Here is a 16170-nt window from a genome sequence, read left to right on the forward strand (position 1 = left end):
GGTGACTCCAGACCATGTCTATCCGTGCAACAAACACGGGCTTTTCGCTGATTTTGAGGGAGGGGTTTGAAGGGTGACAGTGCACCCTTCATGCTGGTCAGTGCATTCCAAACAGACCCGGTAAGAAGAGTGAGAGCTCTGGAATGTAAATGATAGCTAGCAGCGCAATCAGTAGAGCACCGAAGAATGGCAGCATTGGTCGGATCATGTCGTGTAGTTTGACATCTGAAACCGAACAACCGACGAACAGCGCCGCTCCAACGGGTGGAGTGCACAAGCCGATACACAGGTTTGCGACCAACATAATCCCAAAATGCACTGGATCCATGCCCAGATCTTTTGCAATTGGCAGAAAGATCGGAGTGAAGATGAGAACGGCTGGTGTCATGTCCATGAACACACCAACGATCAACAAGATCACATTAATGATGAGCAAGATGACTATAGGGTTCTCAGAGATCGCCAGCAGTGCATCTGTAATCATGTAAGGAATGTCGGCGCGGGTCATAACCCAGGACATACCAATGGAGATTGCGATAAGCACCATCACGATCGATGTGGTGACGACAGCTTCCAAAAGCAGTTTGGGCAGCTGATGTAGTTTGATCTCGCGGTACACGATCACAGAGAGAAAGAACGCATAAACTACCGCAATTGCTGAAGCTTCAGTTGCTGTAAACACGCCGCCCAGAATTCCACCCATCACAATAATGACGAGCAAAAGGCTTGGTATCGCATCCCACGTCACTTTCAAGGCTTGCTTGAGCGTTGGACGCTCGGCGACCGGATACCCACGTCGTTTTGCAATGAAGCTGCCAACCACCATAAGGCTCAGCCCCATGAGAATACCCGGCAAGTAACCAGCCATAAACAGTGTTGCAACTGACACACCACCCGCGGTGAGTGCGTAGATGATCAATACGTTGGAGGGAGGAATGAGCAGACCAGTAATGCAGGAAGTGACGTTCACTGCTGCAGAGTAAGCGGGGTGATAGCCTGACTTCTTCTGCAATGGCGCCATCGTGCCACCAACCGCAGCTGCCGCCGCTGTTGCTGAACCTGAGATCGATCCAAACAACATGTTCGCCATGACATTAACGTGTGCAAGCGAACCCGGCATGCGACCAACCAGGATCTGAGAGAAGTTTATCAGGCGTATAGCAATACCGCCGCTGTTCATCAGCACGCCAGCAAGAATGAAGAATGGAATTGCCAGAAGCGCAAAGCTATCCAATCCAGCAACCATGCGCTGACTGATGACGGCAAGGATTACCTCTAAAGGCATCATCATAGCGCCGGCGATGATTGCAGAAACCCCAAGAGAAAACGCAATCGGAACGCCTGTAAAGACAAGAAAGAAGAAAGACCCAAACAGAGCCAGAGCAACATACCATTCCATCACGCCACCCCATCCTGCTCGAATTCACGGGAGAGATTATGAGCAGCTATAGTCTTCTCGAAACCAAGTAAGTTCCGCAGTGCTTCAATGGCAAAGTGAAGTGAGTAAATCACGATTACGCCGCCGCTCAAGGGGAGAACAAGATAGATGTACTCCATTGGCAGCAGCATAGCCGGAGACAGTTGGCCAGTTGCCTGCACCTTGAGGAGCAGTCGCATACCACCAAAGATCATTGTTGCTGCTGCAAAGCCTCCAACAACCAGATTGGAGTATGCTGTAAAGAGTAGCTTTTTGCGGCCTGTCAACCGGCCAGTAAAAAGGTCAATCGCCAAATGACGCTGTGCCCCAACACAGTAAGCCCCACCTAGTAAACCAACCCAAATCATCGAAAACCGAGCGATTTCATCGGTGAATGTGCTTGGTTGGCCAAGTATATAGCGGCTCACAACCTGCCAGGTGACACACACCACCAGCAGGGCCATGACGGATACGCTGAAAGCTGCAATGATCACGTCAATGAACTTTTTGAGTTTGTTTGGAAGCATCACGCCTCTCCAAAACAGGTATAAAGAGAGTGCAACTCAAGCGTTGCTGCTGAAAGATGGAGGGACACAGTATGCCCCTCCAAACATGTTGAAGTTACTTGCCAACTGCCTCAATGCGCTCAATCCAGGAGTATTTCTTTGGATCTTTTTTTGCATCGTCATACAGGGGCTGAAGAGCCGCACGAAATGGCGCTTTATCAACCTTGTAGAACGTTGCTCCTGATGCAGCGGCTTTCTCACGAGAGTTCTGAACTTCTTTATCCCAGAGGACTTGCTCATACTTCTCGGACATCTCAGCGGCCTTCATAAGGATTTCACGCTGTTCTTCTGAAAGAGCATCCCAAGTCTGCGTTGCGATCACGAGATAATCTGGAACCGAGGTATGGCGGTCTTCAGAATAGTGCTTTGCGACTTCCACGTGACGAGTTTGATAATAAGAAGGCTCGTTGTTTTCCGCCCCATCAATGACGCCTTGCTGTAGTGCTGTGTAGACTTCACCAAATGAGATCGGAGCAGGAGAACCACCAAGCAACTCAATCATTTTGTTGGTTGTTGGTGTTGAAACAACACGAATTTTCATACCTTTCATGTCTTCAGGAGACTGAATAGGTTTACCCGCATAAAAGCTACGCTCACCGGCCACGTAGCCAGCAATTGGAAGGAAGCCTTTTTCCTTTGGTAGTTGCATCATCTCACGACCAACTTCACCAAAAAGAACTTGGTTGAAGTGTTCTTTGGAGCGGAAAAGGTAAGGCATGCTGAAGACGGAGAATGCGCTTTCAAAAGATTCCATCTCACTGGCGGAGCCCTTTGTCATGTCCAATGCGCCTTGCTGAAGCATTTCGAGCGTTTCACGAGGGCCACCCATCTGACCACCCGGATAAATCCGAAGCTTCATTTTGCCATCAGACAGCTCTTTCATGTCTTCAGCCATTTTTTCAAGCGTCTGCGCAACAACGTGACTTGGATCCAGATTGTGGGCCAGGCGCAAGGTCACTGCCTCCAGTGCATAAGCAGAAACAGAAGAAAATGCGGCAGGTAGAGCAACAACCAGGCCGAGTGCTAGCTTTGAGTATTTATTAGTCATGTAATCCCAACTTCTTGGAAGAACCACTTCCCTCATAATGCTTATCTAAATTGATCTATAGCAGTCCGAAACTAAGCGGATATGTGGTAAAATTGGTTCGACCAAAACCTCCGATACGAATTGGTAGATTTTATTTCCCATTGCGCTTACTCCGTCCAAAGAGTCTAGCGTCGTTGAATTTGTTATACCAATAATCCAATGTTAGCAAATAAAAATCCAAGAAAATGCGGTTATTGGGTAGCATTTCAAATATTGGTATGACAAATAAAATCTATTTAAATCAATGCCATATGTGGCTAATTGGTGAATTTTGTCGCATCGGTTTACAGATTTATCACAGATGTGGAATTGATGTCTGAAACCCGAAATGCAATACAATGATTTTTTGTTATACCAATTGAAGAGAGGAATGTTTTGTCTTAAAATCGAAGCCAAATTTTAGAGTGAGTTCTTTCCCATTGGCGAGAATGTTGTTTTCTAATCGCTGAATTTGATGAGAGCTAATCCCTGAAAAGACAGCGTAAACCATTGGATTCGAGGAGACGGATCTTTGAGCTTATCTTGGGAGGCAATTGCTTCCACAGTATGATCTTGGATCTGGAGTTTGAATGACTGAAGCTAATAATCGCCTGTACCGTATGATCGGCGAGCAACTCAAAGAGAAAATCAAAAATAAAGAATATGCTATTGGAGGAAAGTTGCCGCCAGAGCGTACAATCTGTCAGGAACTCGGTGTTAGTCGAACCGTGGTACGCGAAGCAATTATTATGCTAGAGATTGAGGGGATTGTCTCAGTACGTAAGGGCTCGGGAATTCATATTCTGAGTGATCAGCCTAAAAGGGTGGAGCAGGCTCCCGAGGAGCTAGATAGTATCCTCTCCCGAGTTTCAGCTGATTTGAAAAGTACTGGTCCTTTCGAATTGCTTGAAGCACGCCAAAATTATGAATGCATGATTGCAGAACTAGCAGCGATCAATGCAACTCAAAAAGACATAGAAGAACTCAGAAGAATCCAAAAAAACGCATTGGCGGAAGATCGTTCTCGCGATTCAAAGTGGGACAAAGAGTTTCACATCGCACTAGCAAGATCATCCTCTAACCCGGTTCTGGCAATGCTGGAGGAGATTCTGTGGCATGACCGCACAGCAAACCCACTCTGGCAAAACCTGCACACGCATATTGATGTGAATGACCTGAATAGCTGGCACCAGGAACACCAGCTAATCCTCGATGCTATCGAAGCCAGAGACCCCAAACGCGCCTACAACGCCATGTGGAACCACATAGAAAGCACCAAAAACACCCTCTACAAAGCATCCTCTGCGTTGGAGTGAGGTCGATTTCAAATATCGCGAACCCAATGCTCTGTGACTGTTCGTTTTAATCACAATTCAACCCACATAGGTTTACATTTGCTATTGGTCTTAAGAGGACTTTAAGACGTTTCCTTTTTGAGTTGAGGAAATTATAACTTTGTTACCTTAAGTGGTTACTTTTATCCCACAAACCACTTCATCAACAATCGCACCCGGATGCTGAATCACCTGGCTGCTACGCAATGTGCCAATGTTGCCGCGTGTTCGATGGGTTGGCCTATTAAGCGGGCGCCTAGGTAGCCGGCGGCGAAGGAGTCGCCGGCGCCGGTGGTGTCTGTTGGGGTGATTTTTTGAGGAAGTGGAGCTTCGGTCAAACCGTCTTGGTTCAGGATTATGCAGGTGTTGGCGCCTTCTTTGACGACAACTTCTTTTGCGCCCCAGTCCAGCCAGTTTTGGGCGATGGTTTTGGGGTTGTCTTCTTGCCAGAGTGCCGAGTGATCATCGGTTGTGACCAAGGCAATATCGGCTATGGAAGCTGCCGTCTGGAAGAGTGATCGGCATCGATCTTGATTAGGCCAAAGACGAGCCCGAAAGTTGGGATCAAAAGCGATCTTTGTGGACCCGGAGAGCTCTTGCAATGCACTCATGAGATTGTCTTGCTGTTGTGTGTCTAGAATTGCAAGGGAGATGCCTGAGAAGTAGATCATCTCAAAAGGCGACAAGTACTCGCAGATCTGATGAGCAGACCAGCCAGCAAACATCTGGCGAGCTGCCGAGTTTTCACGCCAGTAATGGAAACTACGTTCGCCTTCATCATCTGTTTCCACCATGTAAAGGCCCGGCTGCCCCTCAGGGATTTCAATAATATGAGAGGTATCAATGCCTTCTTTGACCATGGCTGCACGCATTGCCTGACTGAAACTATCTGAACCAAGGCCAGTGAGATAAGATACTTCCAGATCAGGAGAAAACTGTCTGGAGAGATAGACTGCGGTGTTGAAGGTATCTCCTGCAAAACCTTGCTTGTACTGGCCTGAACCTGCCTCTGCCAATTCAATCATGCATTCACCAAGAGCGACAATTTTCATAGGAGATCTCCTGCCGCCTGGTGTTCTCCCGTTGAGTAAGAAGGCACAAAGGCGCTGTTCCTGGCTTCATAAAGCCAAGCTTGAATCAAGTTTGTTTTTGGTCGGTTTGCGGACTATCAGCCTGTAGAAGCAGGCTGATAGTCCTTTTTCTGCCACTGGTTACCCCAAGTTCGCCTCATGAGGTCAATGTTCACCAGTGGCAGGGAGGTTCTTAGTCCCGTTGTACGAGTACTTTGCCGACTGCTTTACCGCTGTTCATGAACTCACAAGCTTCTTGAACCTGTGAGATTGGATAGCGACCAGCGATGATTGCATCAAAGTTCACCGAGCCGGATTCAATCAGCTTCACAGCCTGATCATATTCATTGGTGAAGAGGATGCTGCCGATGGAGCGGACCTCTTTAAGAGTGTTGAGGTGCAAGTTGATCGGAACTGATGTTGGTTGTATCAAAGACAGGATTGAGATTGTGCCCTGCTTGCGCACTGATGCCAGCGCCTGATTGTAAGCGTGCGGTGAACCACTTGCTTCAATCACCACGTCATAATGGTTTTCAGGCACTTTCACATCTACATCAGGGCCGCTCAAGTATCCTTTGGAAGCCCCAACAGCTTTAGCCGCTTCAAGGGCTTCGGCATTCAGGTCAGTTGCGTGCACTTCAGCGCCCAATGCATACGCCGCGATGGTGGCCAGAAGACCCATTGGCCCCATACCTGTGACGAGAACTTTATCGCCTGCTTTCACCTCTGCGCGGTTCACTGAATGCATCGCACAAGCCAATGGTTCGGCAAATGTCAAATGCTCAGGATTAGCATCCGGAGTAACCGCACGCAGACAGCGGGCAGGAAAATCGAAGTACTCCCGAAAGAACCCGTCAATATGCGGTTTTGTGGTTGCTGAACCCGGAAAGCGCTTGGTGGCACACATGTTGATGTCGCCAGACTGACATTTCGGACAAGAACCACACTCGATCACCGGATTGATTGCAACCAGCTGATCGTTTTCAAATGAGTGACCGTTGGCATCGACGACATAAGCACTGGCTTCGTGGCCCAATGTAACAGGATAATCCAAATAGAAGCCGGAGTTCGCGAAGTGGCGGAAGTAGTGCATGTCTGTGCCGCAGATGCTAGCCGTTGCCAAACGCAGGCGCACATGATCCTTCTCGATGGTTTCAGGCATTTCTGCCTCAACCACTTCAATGGTCTTTGCGGACGTCAAAAGAGATTTTGTGTAGGAGATAGTCATGATCAAAACCCTACAGAAAAGCCGCCATCGACCGCTATGGACTGGCCGCTGACGTATGCTGCATCTTCAGAGCAAAGGAAGGCGACCATCGCAGCGATCTCTTCAGGCTGGGCAAGGCGTGGCATTGGGATGCGGCCTTTGATTTTTGCACCGCGGACTGGATCACCATCCAGAACTGCACGTGTCATTTCCGTATCGATGAAGCCTGGGCAGATGGCATTAACACGGATGTTTTCCGGTCCCAAGTCCACAGCGAGGTTACGGGTCAAACCAATAACTGCTGTTTTTGTGGTGACGTAGGCTGGTGCCGTTGGCAGGGCCAGCAAACCACCCATGGAAGATACGTTCACGATGGAACCATCCTTGCGTGGGCGCATGTGGCGCAGTACTTCGCGAGTCATCACGAACAAGCCGTTCTGGTTGATGTTGACTACATTCAGCCATTCCTCATCAGTCACATCCCAGATCGGCTTTTTCAGGTGAACGCCAGCGTTGTTGACCAGACCAAAGATAGGGCCTTCCTTCGCTTCAATGTCGTCGACAAGCGCAGGTGTGCTGTCATAAGCCGTTACGTTGTGAACGCGATAGGAGGCGTTTTCTCCGAGCTGCTCGCATGCAGACTTGAGGCTCTCTTCCTGAAGATCAGTGATCACCACCTTTGCATTGGAGTTGATTAGCCTTTGCGCCATTGCGAAGCCGAGGCCACGTGCACCACCGGTTACAACAACCAGTTTGCCTTTGTAATCGTAGGTTACGGACATTTTTGTTCTCGTTTGTGCTTGTATTATCAGGACTTGAAAGATTTTCGGTAGGCTGTGTCGATGAGATGCAGGGTCTCTTCTGTGCCCATATCTCCGCGGAGGAAGGCATTTACATAGTCGCCTGCATCATCAATAAACGGGAGGAAACCTGCATAACGCGGGCGTAGCCAGCTGCGATCCATCGTCTCGCGGATATTGCGGAACCAATCATTCGACAGCTCATTAGCCGCGTCATCGTTCCATGCTGCAGCATGTCCGGGTTGACCGTTGTTCTGGACATAAACGCCGGTTTGACATTCTTTGCCAGCAAGCCAGTAAGCGAACTTGATGGCTTCTTCTTTGTGGGTGCATTTAGCAGAAACGCTGATACCGGTACCGCCGATGATGGAACCAACAGGCCCGTTATCACCCAAGGCAGGCAGGTTCTCCTGATGAACGATCTTCTCGCGGAAGCCTGCCTGAGAATAATTGACATAGCCAAACAGCACAGGCGCGTAAGAAAAGTCATCGCAGGAAGACAGGATGTCCAGTGCGCCAATCGGGTTCATGTCGAAGCAGGAGGTGTAAACGTTCTTAGCGACAGCGCGCATTTGCTCAAGCACAAACCGTCCTGTTTTGCGGGTGACCAGATACTCCTGCGTCGTGCCGCATGGGTCACCAACGTTTGCGCAAAGGCTCATGAAGCCGTCAATGGCATCAACTGGTTTCAGCGGATAGAGCACCTTACCCTGCTCTGCGAGGCGGATCACCTCATCCCATTTAGTCACCGGTTCCTCAAGCAGGTCACGGCGACGGGCTGACACTTGAGCAGCAGCATCAATTGCCAGTGCCCATTGCGCTCCATTCCACTCATAGCTTTCGTGAGATGGGCCGATTGTGTTCTGGGCCAGATCAGCAAGCTCATCGGCGTACTCTGGCAGCGAAAGCGAGGCCAGAATATTTTGCTCACTTGCTTCGCCAACATGCGGATGGTCAATGACCATAAAGTCATAGGTGGTAGCGAGTGTGTCGAGGGGCTGATCACCGAACGCCTGCAAGGAGCGCTTCTCCCATTGGAAAGAAACACCTGGGTTTCGTCGGCTGTATTCTTCTGAGGCTGCGATCAGAGGATCTACACCGCGCGGGTGATCCCACGTCATACCTTTGAAATTAATCATTTTATCTCTGTGCAACTGTGTTCTGTTTTTGGAAGGATCAGGCCGGATGCAGAACCGGACGAGAAAGGCCTTCGTTTTGGGAGGAGCAGAGAAAGAGCCAGAGAGGGGAAATCTCCGTAGGGTGGCTCTTTCTCTAAGTCGGGAGCTACATAATGCTCGGCAGGTAATTGGTGACCATTGGCACCTTCACCAGAAGAATGATCAGGATAAGCAGCATGATCCAGTAGGGTGCTGCCCCTTTGAAGATCTGGCCCAAGGTGATTGCGGGGTCATTGAGCGCCGCTTTCACCGTGTAGACGCAGAGCCCTAGTGGAGGTGTCAGGATACCTGCTTCGATTGCCAGGATCGCGATGATTGCAAACTGGAGAGGCTCGTAACCTGCCGCGATTGCAATCGGAGCAAAGATCGGAATGGACAGTAGAATGATCGAGTTGGAGTCGATGAACATGCCCATGATGAACCAGACAAAGACCATCACCACCAGCAGCATTCCCGGAGACAGACCCCAGCCACCAATCACGCCGTCTACCAGATCAATAACCCCGCCGAATGCCAGCAGACGACCATAGAAAGAACCAAAGATTAGCAGCAAAAGCAGAGGAGCTGAGACGCGACCTGTGTGCAGGATCGATTCAACGATCTGATCTTTCTTCAAACCTTTGATCAGAGCCAGGATGAAGCCCAGCAGAGCACCGAAACCAGCAGCTTCAGTCGGCGTAAACCAGCCAAACCAGATACCGCCGAGTACGAGGAAGATCACACAGATGGTGCCCAGACCTCCAATGTATTCAACACGGCCCAGTGGTTCCTCATTGTACTGAACCTGATCATTCCCCTTGGTTTCACCAAGCCATTCCGGTCTGAAGATCGCCAGCCCGACAACATACAGCGCGAACAAGGTTGCCAGAGCAAGGCCCGGAATAAGGGCAGCCGCAAAGAGTTTGCCAATCGACATCTCTGTGAGCATGCCATAGATGATCAGCAGCGTGCTTGGCGGAATGAGCATGCCGAGACACGCACTGCCGGCAATACAACCAAGAGAGATGGAGTCATTGTAGTTCTGCTGCTTCATTTCTGGATAAGCAATCCGGGTGAAGGTCGCTGCAGACGCAATGCTTACACCAACAGCAGCTGCAAAGACGGTGTTACCAGCAACCGTTGCCACAGCCAACCGGCCAGGAAGGCGACGGAAGGCCTTGTTCATGACCCTGTACAAGTCTTTCGCCGCGCCACTGCGCGCTAGAAACTCACCCATCAGGACGAATAGCGGAATGACCGCAAAAACGTACTCTCGCAATGCTTCAATCAGCGTGGTGGAGAGAAGTGTCATTGCCAGATCAAAACTGCCGGAGAAAGCCCAGACACCCGCGATTGTTACCAGACCCAATGCAACAAAGATATGGAAGCCAGCAAAGATCAGAAGCAGCAGACCGCCAAACATGCAGGAGACAAGCGTAAGTTCGGACATGATCAGAGCTCCTCTTGAGAAACTGAGGAATTACTGCCAGTCACAGCATCAAAGGCGCGAAGCAAGTAATTGAGGAAGGCAAGACAGCAGCAGAAAACCACGACTGTTCTTACCGGATAGACGGGAAAGCGAAACTGGCCGCCGCCAAAGTACTCGCCAATGCTCCATGAGTGCAGCATTGGTTCCCACGAGGCATAAATCATCATTCCAAGCAGTGCTGCTCCTGCAAGCTCACCGAGCAGTCGAACGAATTTCTTCAAGCCTTCGGGAAGTAAATTTACGAACATGTCCGTGTGGAACATGCCATTTGTCTGGATGGAGTAAGAGATTTGAAGAAATGCGATAACAACAATAATATTGCTCACAATTTCTACTGTGCCAGTCAAAGGCTTATTGAATAAGCCACGCCCCAGAACATCCAACACAATCAAAGAAGTGACAAACAGTATTAGAAGCGCACTCAACATGTACACCCCTCTGTTTATGGCACTTATTGCGCTTCTTATTGTCATCTGCGCCCCACATACGCACTAAAGGTAGGAAATAACCAGAGGATCCAGAATCAGGCCCTGCAATGACTTGCCGCTTTAAACTCAGAGCAAGTGGCGCCACTGGCCGGGAGGGACCACCTCCCGGCCGAACGCAGTCCTATTTGATCTGGTATTCGTGTGGCCACTGATAGCCGAGTTCTTTCAGGTTCTTGATGTAAGTTCTGAAGATCTCGGTGCCAGGAGCTCCACGGGAGGTTGCTTCTTCTGCCTGACGGTTCGGATACTCAGCCAGACCACGAGCCCATTTTGCTTGTTCTTCAACTGGCAGGTTGATGATGTTTGTGCCAGCCGCTTTCAGGTGCTCCAGCCCTTTCGCATCTGCTTCGTTTGCCAGCTCCGAGGAATGGATTTCATACTCAGCAGAAACTTCGAGGAAGATGTCCTGAACTTCTTTTGGAAGCTTGTTCCAGCGGTCCAAGTTCATATTGATGGAAAGTGCAGATGGGGACCCGAAGTTCGCCACGGTAAAGTTCGTGCCCACTTCCTGCAGCTTGAAGCCATAGTAAGGTCCAGGGAAAATAACCAGGCCGTCATAAATGCCTGACTTCAAAGCGTTGTAAGCTTCACCTAGATTGGTCGTAACAGGCGCAACACCAGTACCTTCAAACCACAGCAGGTTTGGTCCGCCCGCACCAACCTTCTTGCCCTTCAGGTCTTCAAATTTTTCAAATGGGAAGGTCGTGCCAATACCGTAGTTGCCGTTTGCGCCAATTGCGAGCAGCTTCTGGTTATATTTTTCTTCGAAAGACTTTGTGAGCCAAGGCACTTCATCAAACGTTGCGCGTACAGCTTTTGTCGCCATAACAGCGTCGCCAGTCTGGAACGGGAAGTAGAATGGGAAGTTCTGAACAAACAGCTCAGTGATATGAGGGTAATTGATAACGCCAATATCAATCAGACCCTTCTGGGTTGCACCCAGAGTTTCTGGCAGTTTGACCAGTGAGCCAGAATAAGCTTTGATCCATTTGATTTTGTGGTCAGTTCGCTCTTCAACACGTTTGGCCACTTCAGGAAGGAATTGATATTCCAAGGCTTCCATATGGGAGAGGCCTTTGACAGGGTGGCCGGAACCTACCCGAAATGAAAAGGTATCTGCAAGTGATGTTGATACCAATGCAAGACTAGCTGCTGCAAATACAGCACTCCCAAGGGCAGTACCCAGTGTTAAGCGTGATCTTTTAACGTCGTTTTTCACGATTTTCTCCCTGTGTAAAGTCACTTAACTTGATTATTATCTTTTTGAGACACTCGATCTTTCTACAAGCAATGGGGCTTGATCGAGAATTTCCAGTTTCTTGTTTGAACTTGTTTTGCCAGAGCAAATCATCCGCACAGCTTCCAGTCCCATAGTGCGAAGAGGCATTTTCACAACTGTCAAAGCCGGCCGAACAAACTCAGCCAAGTTGACGTCATTAATACCGATGACAGAGACATCCTCTGGAACGCGTTTTCCAGCATCGTTCAGATAGGCCAGCGCTCCCACGGCTGACATAGCATTCGACACCAAAATCGCTGTAATGTCGGGGCGTTGCTCAAACAGTTCCTTTGCTGCGTGATAACCGCTCTCATAATTAGGATTTGCCGCAGCTATAGCGCTTTCACTGATGGGCAGGCTTGCCTCCAAAAGTGCCTGCTTCCAGCCATCCAAACGAGCTTCACTGAACTGAAGGTTCCTCTTGGTGCTGATAACGCCGATATTCTTATGTCCGTGATCAATCAGATACTGCGTCGCCATTTTGCCTGCGAGAAGGTCATCCATACGCAGAACCGGGGCAATGTTGATATCGCCAGATTGCAGGAAAACGAGTGGTATTTTGCGACTGACAGCATGCTCAATCGCTTTGTCGAGCTCTGTGCCTGCACCTTGAAGTATAAGTCCGTCTACTCCGCCACCGGCAATAAGGCTTTCAATCTTGGATACGTTGGCGCCAAGACTATCTGCCTCTCCAACCAGAATAATCTTGTCGAACTCAGAGGCACCAGCTTGCGCACCAGCAACGATCTCTGAGTAAACGGGATTAGTAATGTCATGCACTACGAGTGCAAGAAGTCCTGTTTCTGAGGATCGAAGAGACCGGGCTGCCACGTTTGGCTTATATCCGGTTTCCTCAATAATCGCCTGAACGCGTGCTCTGGTTGCAGCACTAACACGGAGTTTTTTATCTCCGTTGACGATCCTCGACACAACGCTTGGAGAGACACCTGCACGATTTGCAATGTCTGTTATTGTAACCACCCTAGGCTCCCCTGTGTTGGCTCATTGAAAAAACTCGATTCGAAATCAATTCGTAATTTTGGTAGCATTGGTAAAACGATTGCTCAACACTTTTACCAAATTATTTTTGAGTGGTAAAACGTTGTACCCATGAATACGGATTCTCTGAAAAAGATATTTTTTGCTCTTTACAAAATTCAAAATTCGGGAAACGTTTGGCGTAACGGATGAGCCTTCACACAAAAACAGGGCCATTCGCTTCTTTCAATTTATCCCACTTTGCGCCTCGGAATTCTATTTCGAGCGGGTTGCTTCCTGCGGCCTGCGATAGCTCATGGGGTTTTGAATATTGAGATAATCTAAAGAGGTAAAAATGAGTACTGCTAAGCAGGTTGGGGCTCTTGAAGGGATCAGAGTACTTGACTTTACGCAGATGATGCTTGGTCCACTGTGCACACAAAACCTGGCTGACCTTGGAGCTGATGTCATCAAAGTTGAGCGCCCGGGAAAAGGCGAATGGATTCGTTCTATGCCTATTCTCGGTGAGCTGGTTGGCGGTGATGGTGCTGCATTTCATGCATTCAACCGCAACAAGCGTTCCATCACTGTCAACTTGAAGGCTGAAGAAGGCCGTGCAGCTCTCCTTGAATTGGCAAAAAACTGCGATGTAGTCGTCGAAAACTACCGTTCCGGCGTCATGGATCGTCTCGGGCTGGGATACGAGGACTTCAAAAAGGTCAATCCGAAAATCATTTATGCCTCCGGCAACGGTTGGGGCACCTATAGCTATCTCGCTAAAGACAATTGGCCGGGACAGGATCTTCTGATTCAGGCCATGTCCGGCATTATGTTCAACACCGGCAAAAAGAGCGATGCACCAACTGCTTGCGGTACTGCAGTTGCAGACTTTGCAGCCTCACAAGCATTGGCGATTGGCATTCTCGGTGCAATCGTCGCTCGCAACACACACGGTGTAGGCCAGAAGCTGGAAACAAACCTCTATTCTGCAACCCTTGCGATGATGGGACAGGAGAACTTTGCCGTTCTCAATCAGGACATCGCTCTGGAGCGCTCCGAAGCAGGTATTGCATCTGCATGGAATGATGCGCCTTACGGCAGCTACCCAACAAAAGACGGTTGGGTCTGCATCGCGATGTGCCCGCTGGACAAGTTAGGCGACATCCTTGGCAGTGAGGAACTCAGCAAGCTGGATTCCTGGGAAGAGCGCAACGAAGCAAAACGCCTCATTGAATCTCTGACAGTCGCCAAAACCACCGAAGAGTGGATGAAACAGTTCCGCGAACAGGATGTTTGGGCAGCCCCAATCCGAAACGCGCATGAAGCCATGCAAGAACTGGTTGATCTGGATTCTGGCCGGCTGGTCACTATGCAGCACCCGGTAGCGGGCGAAGTCAAAGCGGTGGGCAACCCAATCACGCTATACGGAACTCCAGTCCAGACAAAATCCGCTGCACCAACTGTTGGCCAGCACACAAAAGAAGTCATCACTGAAATGCTGGGCGAGGATACCTATCGCAAACTCAGCGAAGCTGGAGCACTCTGAGATGGAAGAACGTCTCCATAAACATTTGGTACTTGAGCGCAAAGGCCCCATCGAAATCTTGCGCATCGACCGGGAAGAAGCTCTGGGTGCTCTCAACTTCGAAATTCAGGAAGCCATCGGCAATTATGTGAATGAGCTTCATGCCCGTAAAGACGAAGTTCGCGTATTGATCATCACAGGAACTGGCCGCGGTTTTGTGGCTGGCGCGGATATCACCGGCTACCACAATGTAGGCCAGACAGTCTTCGACGACTTCCAGCGTCGTTCCCGCCAGACCTTCGATGCCATCGCAAACCTACCACAGATCACCATTTGTGCAGTCAATGGATACGCTCTGGGCGGCGGCTTCGAGATCGCTATGTGCTGCGATTTCATTCTTGTGAATGAAAAAACCAAACTTGGTCTGCCGGAAATCAAGCTTGGCCTGTTGCCAGGTGGCGGTGGCACACAGCGCCTGCCACGCCTTGTTGGGCCGATGCGCGCAAAGGAAATCCTGCTTACAGGTCGCATGATCACTGCGAAGGAAGCTGTTGAGTATGGCGCCGCATTGGAAGCCTGCGCGCCTGATGAACTGATGCCACGCGCTATGGAACTGGCAGAAACTCTTGCAGCTCAAGCCCCTGTGGCTTTGCGGGAAGGTAAACGCGTCAACGATGATGGCTTGGATGCGGCGCTGAGCGCTGGCCTGACATTTGAACAGCGTGTTCTGGGCGCTCTTTACGCGACCGAAGACGGAAAAGAAGGCATCGCTGCCTTCATTGAGAAACGAGACCCTGTGTTTCAGGGCAAATAATAAAATTCATAGCGAAGGAAGAAAAATGTCCGATAGCGTCATTAGTTATAGAAAAGGTCCATTTGCGACAGTCAGCATGGGTCTTCCGGGCGATCACGAAGGTAAAACCGCAACTCGCGTGTTCTTCGTAAAAGGTGAAAACAAGCTGGCACTCATCGATTCCGGTCTTTATGGCGGATTGCCAGATCTTAAAAAGGCATTCGATGAGTTGGGATACAAGAAGTCCGATCTGGATTATCTGCTGATTACCCATGAACACATGGACCATGTTGGCAATAATGGTTGGTTGAAAGAAGAAACAGGCTGCAAAATCCTGTCTCATCCAGGCCGCATGGACCGCATTGCCGACAACATGCTGAACGCAAAAACCATCGTCCACGCATTCGCTGAAGGGGAAGAGTTCGATCTGGATCCAGAATATCTGGACTGGATGGGTCCAACGGCTGCTGGTTTGGACATGATTATCACCGAAGGCGACAAGATTGATCTTGGCGGTGGAATTGTACTGGAGACCATTGAGTTCCTCGGTCACTCCATGGCTGAAATCGGCTTCTTCGAAGAATCCACCAAGACCCTTGTTATTGCAGACCCGCTTCTGCCTAAGATCAATCCGGTTCTGTACCTCTACGAATGCCCAAAAACCATGCGGGCAACCTTCGATAAGCTGGAGCGCTTCCTGAAGGAGCGTAATGTAGAAACCGTGATCTTTGCACACGAAGAACCTATGGGCGTTGAAGGCACCATGGAACTTCTCAGTGACTGCCGTCGCCGCGTGGATCAGGTTGAAAAGTCCATTCTTGATGCAATTAAGGAAAAGCCGGGCATTTCCTTCCGGGAAATCCGCGACCGCGCTTGCGATGATCAAGGCATGGTTCGTGAATGGCGTGCGCTTGTTTCGGTTAATGCGAGCCTGAACGCCTTCGAAATGAAGGGTGTCGTGAAAAAAGAAAACAACGGATGGGTATACTGCGGTGACTAAA

The 16170-nt window shown here is 49.7% G+C and carries 15 protein-coding genes; 4 read left to right on the plus strand and 11 right to left on the minus strand.

Features of this window, described 5'->3' with window-relative positions; translation table 11 throughout:
- Positions 1 to 97: 97 nt before the first annotated feature.
- The 3 genes from JCM12308_RS13955 to JCM12308_RS13965 form a co-directional block, all read right to left on the minus strand.
- Complete coding sequence (locus JCM12308_RS13955; RefSeq protein ID WP_054784165.1) at positions 98 to 1399, minus strand: TRAP transporter large permease; 1302 nt, start codon at positions 1397 to 1399, stop codon at positions 98 to 100.
- The gene (locus JCM12308_RS13960; RefSeq protein ID WP_054784166.1) at positions 1399 to 1944 is read right to left on the minus strand and encodes a TRAP transporter small permease; all 546 of its coding nucleotides are present in this window, start codon (positions 1942 to 1944) and stop codon (positions 1399 to 1401) included. The genes JCM12308_RS13955 and JCM12308_RS13960 overlap by 1 nt, the downstream gene beginning before the upstream one ends.
- 94 nt (positions 1945 to 2038) lie before the next feature.
- Entirely contained in the window at positions 2039 to 3031 is a 993-nt protein-coding gene (locus tag JCM12308_RS13965; RefSeq protein ID WP_008548988.1) for a TRAP transporter substrate-binding protein, read from the minus strand.
- A gap of 608 nt (positions 3032 to 3639) precedes the next feature.
- Here JCM12308_RS13965 and JCM12308_RS13970 point away from each other — a divergent pair.
- Positions 3640 to 4365, plus strand: coding sequence for an FCD domain-containing protein (locus JCM12308_RS13970; RefSeq protein WP_054784167.1), 726 nt, complete (start codon positions 3640 to 3642; stop codon positions 4363 to 4365).
- Positions 4366 to 4571: 206 nt separating this feature from the next.
- Here JCM12308_RS13970 and JCM12308_RS13975 read toward each other — a convergent pair whose 3' ends face one another.
- The 8 genes from JCM12308_RS13975 to JCM12308_RS14010 form a co-directional block, all read right to left on the minus strand.
- On the minus strand, positions 4572 to 5435 hold the full coding sequence (locus tag JCM12308_RS13975; protein ID WP_208978571.1) for a sugar kinase: 864 nt from the start codon (positions 5433 to 5435) through the stop codon (positions 4572 to 4574).
- Between the two features lie 211 nt (positions 5436 to 5646).
- Complete coding sequence (locus JCM12308_RS13980) at positions 5647 to 6681, minus strand: zinc-dependent alcohol dehydrogenase (protein WP_054784168.1); 1035 nt, start codon at positions 6679 to 6681, stop codon at positions 5647 to 5649.
- A gap of 2 nt (positions 6682 to 6683) precedes the next feature.
- Positions 6684 to 7442 carry an SDR family NAD(P)-dependent oxidoreductase gene (locus JCM12308_RS13985; RefSeq protein WP_054784169.1) on the minus strand — a complete coding sequence of 253 codons (759 nt, stop codon included), beginning with the start codon at positions 7440 to 7442 and terminating at the stop codon, positions 6684 to 6686.
- A 26-nt stretch (positions 7443 to 7468) separates the two neighbouring features.
- Positions 7469 to 8599, minus strand: coding sequence for an extracellular solute-binding protein (locus JCM12308_RS13990; protein ID WP_054784170.1), 1131 nt, complete (start codon positions 8597 to 8599; stop codon positions 7469 to 7471).
- A 145-nt stretch (positions 8600 to 8744) separates the two neighbouring features.
- Complete coding sequence (locus tag JCM12308_RS13995) at positions 8745 to 10067, minus strand: TRAP transporter large permease (RefSeq protein ID WP_014290248.1); 1323 nt, start codon at positions 10065 to 10067, stop codon at positions 8745 to 8747.
- A 2-nt stretch (positions 10068 to 10069) separates the two neighbouring features.
- The gene (locus tag JCM12308_RS14000) at positions 10070 to 10492 is read right to left on the minus strand and encodes a TRAP transporter small permease (protein ID WP_164845314.1); all 423 of its coding nucleotides are present in this window, start codon (positions 10490 to 10492) and stop codon (positions 10070 to 10072) included.
- 223 nt (positions 10493 to 10715) lie between these two features.
- Positions 10716 to 11813 carry a C4-dicarboxylate TRAP transporter substrate-binding protein gene (locus JCM12308_RS14005; protein WP_208609265.1) on the minus strand — a complete coding sequence of 366 codons (1098 nt, stop codon included), beginning with the start codon at positions 11811 to 11813 and terminating at the stop codon, positions 10716 to 10718.
- 36 nt (positions 11814 to 11849) lie between these two features.
- A complete protein-coding gene (locus tag JCM12308_RS14010) occupies positions 11850 to 12854 on the minus strand; it encodes a LacI family DNA-binding transcriptional regulator (RefSeq protein ID WP_054784172.1) in 1005 nt (334 codons plus the stop codon).
- Positions 12855 to 13206: 352 nt separating this feature from the next.
- Between JCM12308_RS14010 and JCM12308_RS14015 the strand changes: the two genes are divergently transcribed.
- From JCM12308_RS14015 to JCM12308_RS14025, 3 genes are read left to right on the plus strand one after another with little or no spacing between them, the layout of a single operon-like run.
- Complete coding sequence (locus tag JCM12308_RS14015; RefSeq protein ID WP_054784173.1) at positions 13207 to 14397, plus strand: CaiB/BaiF CoA transferase family protein; 1191 nt, start codon at positions 13207 to 13209, stop codon at positions 14395 to 14397.
- A gap of 1 nt (position 14398) precedes the next feature.
- Positions 14399 to 15190 carry an enoyl-CoA hydratase/isomerase family protein gene (locus tag JCM12308_RS14020; RefSeq protein WP_054784174.1) on the plus strand — a complete coding sequence of 264 codons (792 nt, stop codon included), beginning with the start codon at positions 14399 to 14401 and terminating at the stop codon, positions 15188 to 15190.
- A 25-nt stretch (positions 15191 to 15215) separates the two neighbouring features.
- Positions 15216 to 16169, plus strand: a complete 954-nt coding sequence (locus tag JCM12308_RS14025) for an MBL fold metallo-hydrolase (RefSeq protein WP_208609266.1) — start codon at positions 15216 to 15218, stop codon at positions 16167 to 16169.
- The last annotated feature ends 1 nt before the right edge of the window (position 16170 follow it).

Source organism: Pseudovibrio denitrificans JCM 12308, assembly GCF_001310815.1.
GTDB classification, from domain to species: domain Bacteria; phylum Pseudomonadota; class Alphaproteobacteria; order Rhizobiales; family Stappiaceae; genus Pseudovibrio; species Pseudovibrio denitrificans.

Coding starts and splice junctions, on each gene's coding strand:
- JCM12308_RS13965 (WP_008548988.1), bottom strand. CDS start 3,031: ATGACTAATAAATACTCAAAGCTAGCACTCGGCCTGGTTGTTGCTCTA.
- JCM12308_RS13955 (WP_054784165.1), bottom strand. CDS start 1,399: ATGGAATGGTATGTTGCTCTGGCTCTGTTTGGGTCTTTCTTCTTTCTT.
- JCM12308_RS14025 (WP_208609266.1), top strand. CDS start 15,216: ATGTCCGATAGCGTCATTAGTTATAGAAAAGGTCCATTTGCGACAGTC.
- JCM12308_RS13960 (WP_054784166.1), bottom strand. CDS start 1,944: ATGCTTCCAAACAAACTCAAAAAGTTCATTGACGTGATCATTGCAGCT.
- JCM12308_RS13975 (WP_208978571.1), bottom strand. CDS start 5,435: ATGAAAATTGTCGCTCTTGGTGAATGCATGATTGAATTGGCAGAGGCA.
- JCM12308_RS13970 (WP_054784167.1), top strand. CDS start 3,640: ATGACTGAAGCTAATAATCGCCTGTACCGTATGATCGGCGAGCAACTC.
- JCM12308_RS14015 (WP_054784173.1), top strand. CDS start 13,207: ATGAGTACTGCTAAGCAGGTTGGGGCTCTTGAAGGGATCAGAGTACTT.
- JCM12308_RS13990 (WP_054784170.1), bottom strand. CDS start 8,599: ATGATTAATTTCAAAGGTATGACGTGGGATCACCCGCGCGGTGTAGAT.
- JCM12308_RS13980 (WP_054784168.1), bottom strand. CDS start 6,681: ATGACTATCTCCTACACAAAATCTCTTTTGACGTCCGCAAAGACCATT.
- JCM12308_RS14020 (WP_054784174.1), top strand. CDS start 14,399: ATGGAAGAACGTCTCCATAAACATTTGGTACTTGAGCGCAAAGGCCCC.
- JCM12308_RS13985 (WP_054784169.1), bottom strand. CDS start 7,442: ATGTCCGTAACCTACGATTACAAAGGCAAACTGGTTGTTGTAACCGGT.
- JCM12308_RS13995 (WP_014290248.1), bottom strand. CDS start 10,067: ATGTCCGAACTTACGCTTGTCTCCTGCATGTTTGGCGGTCTGCTGCTT.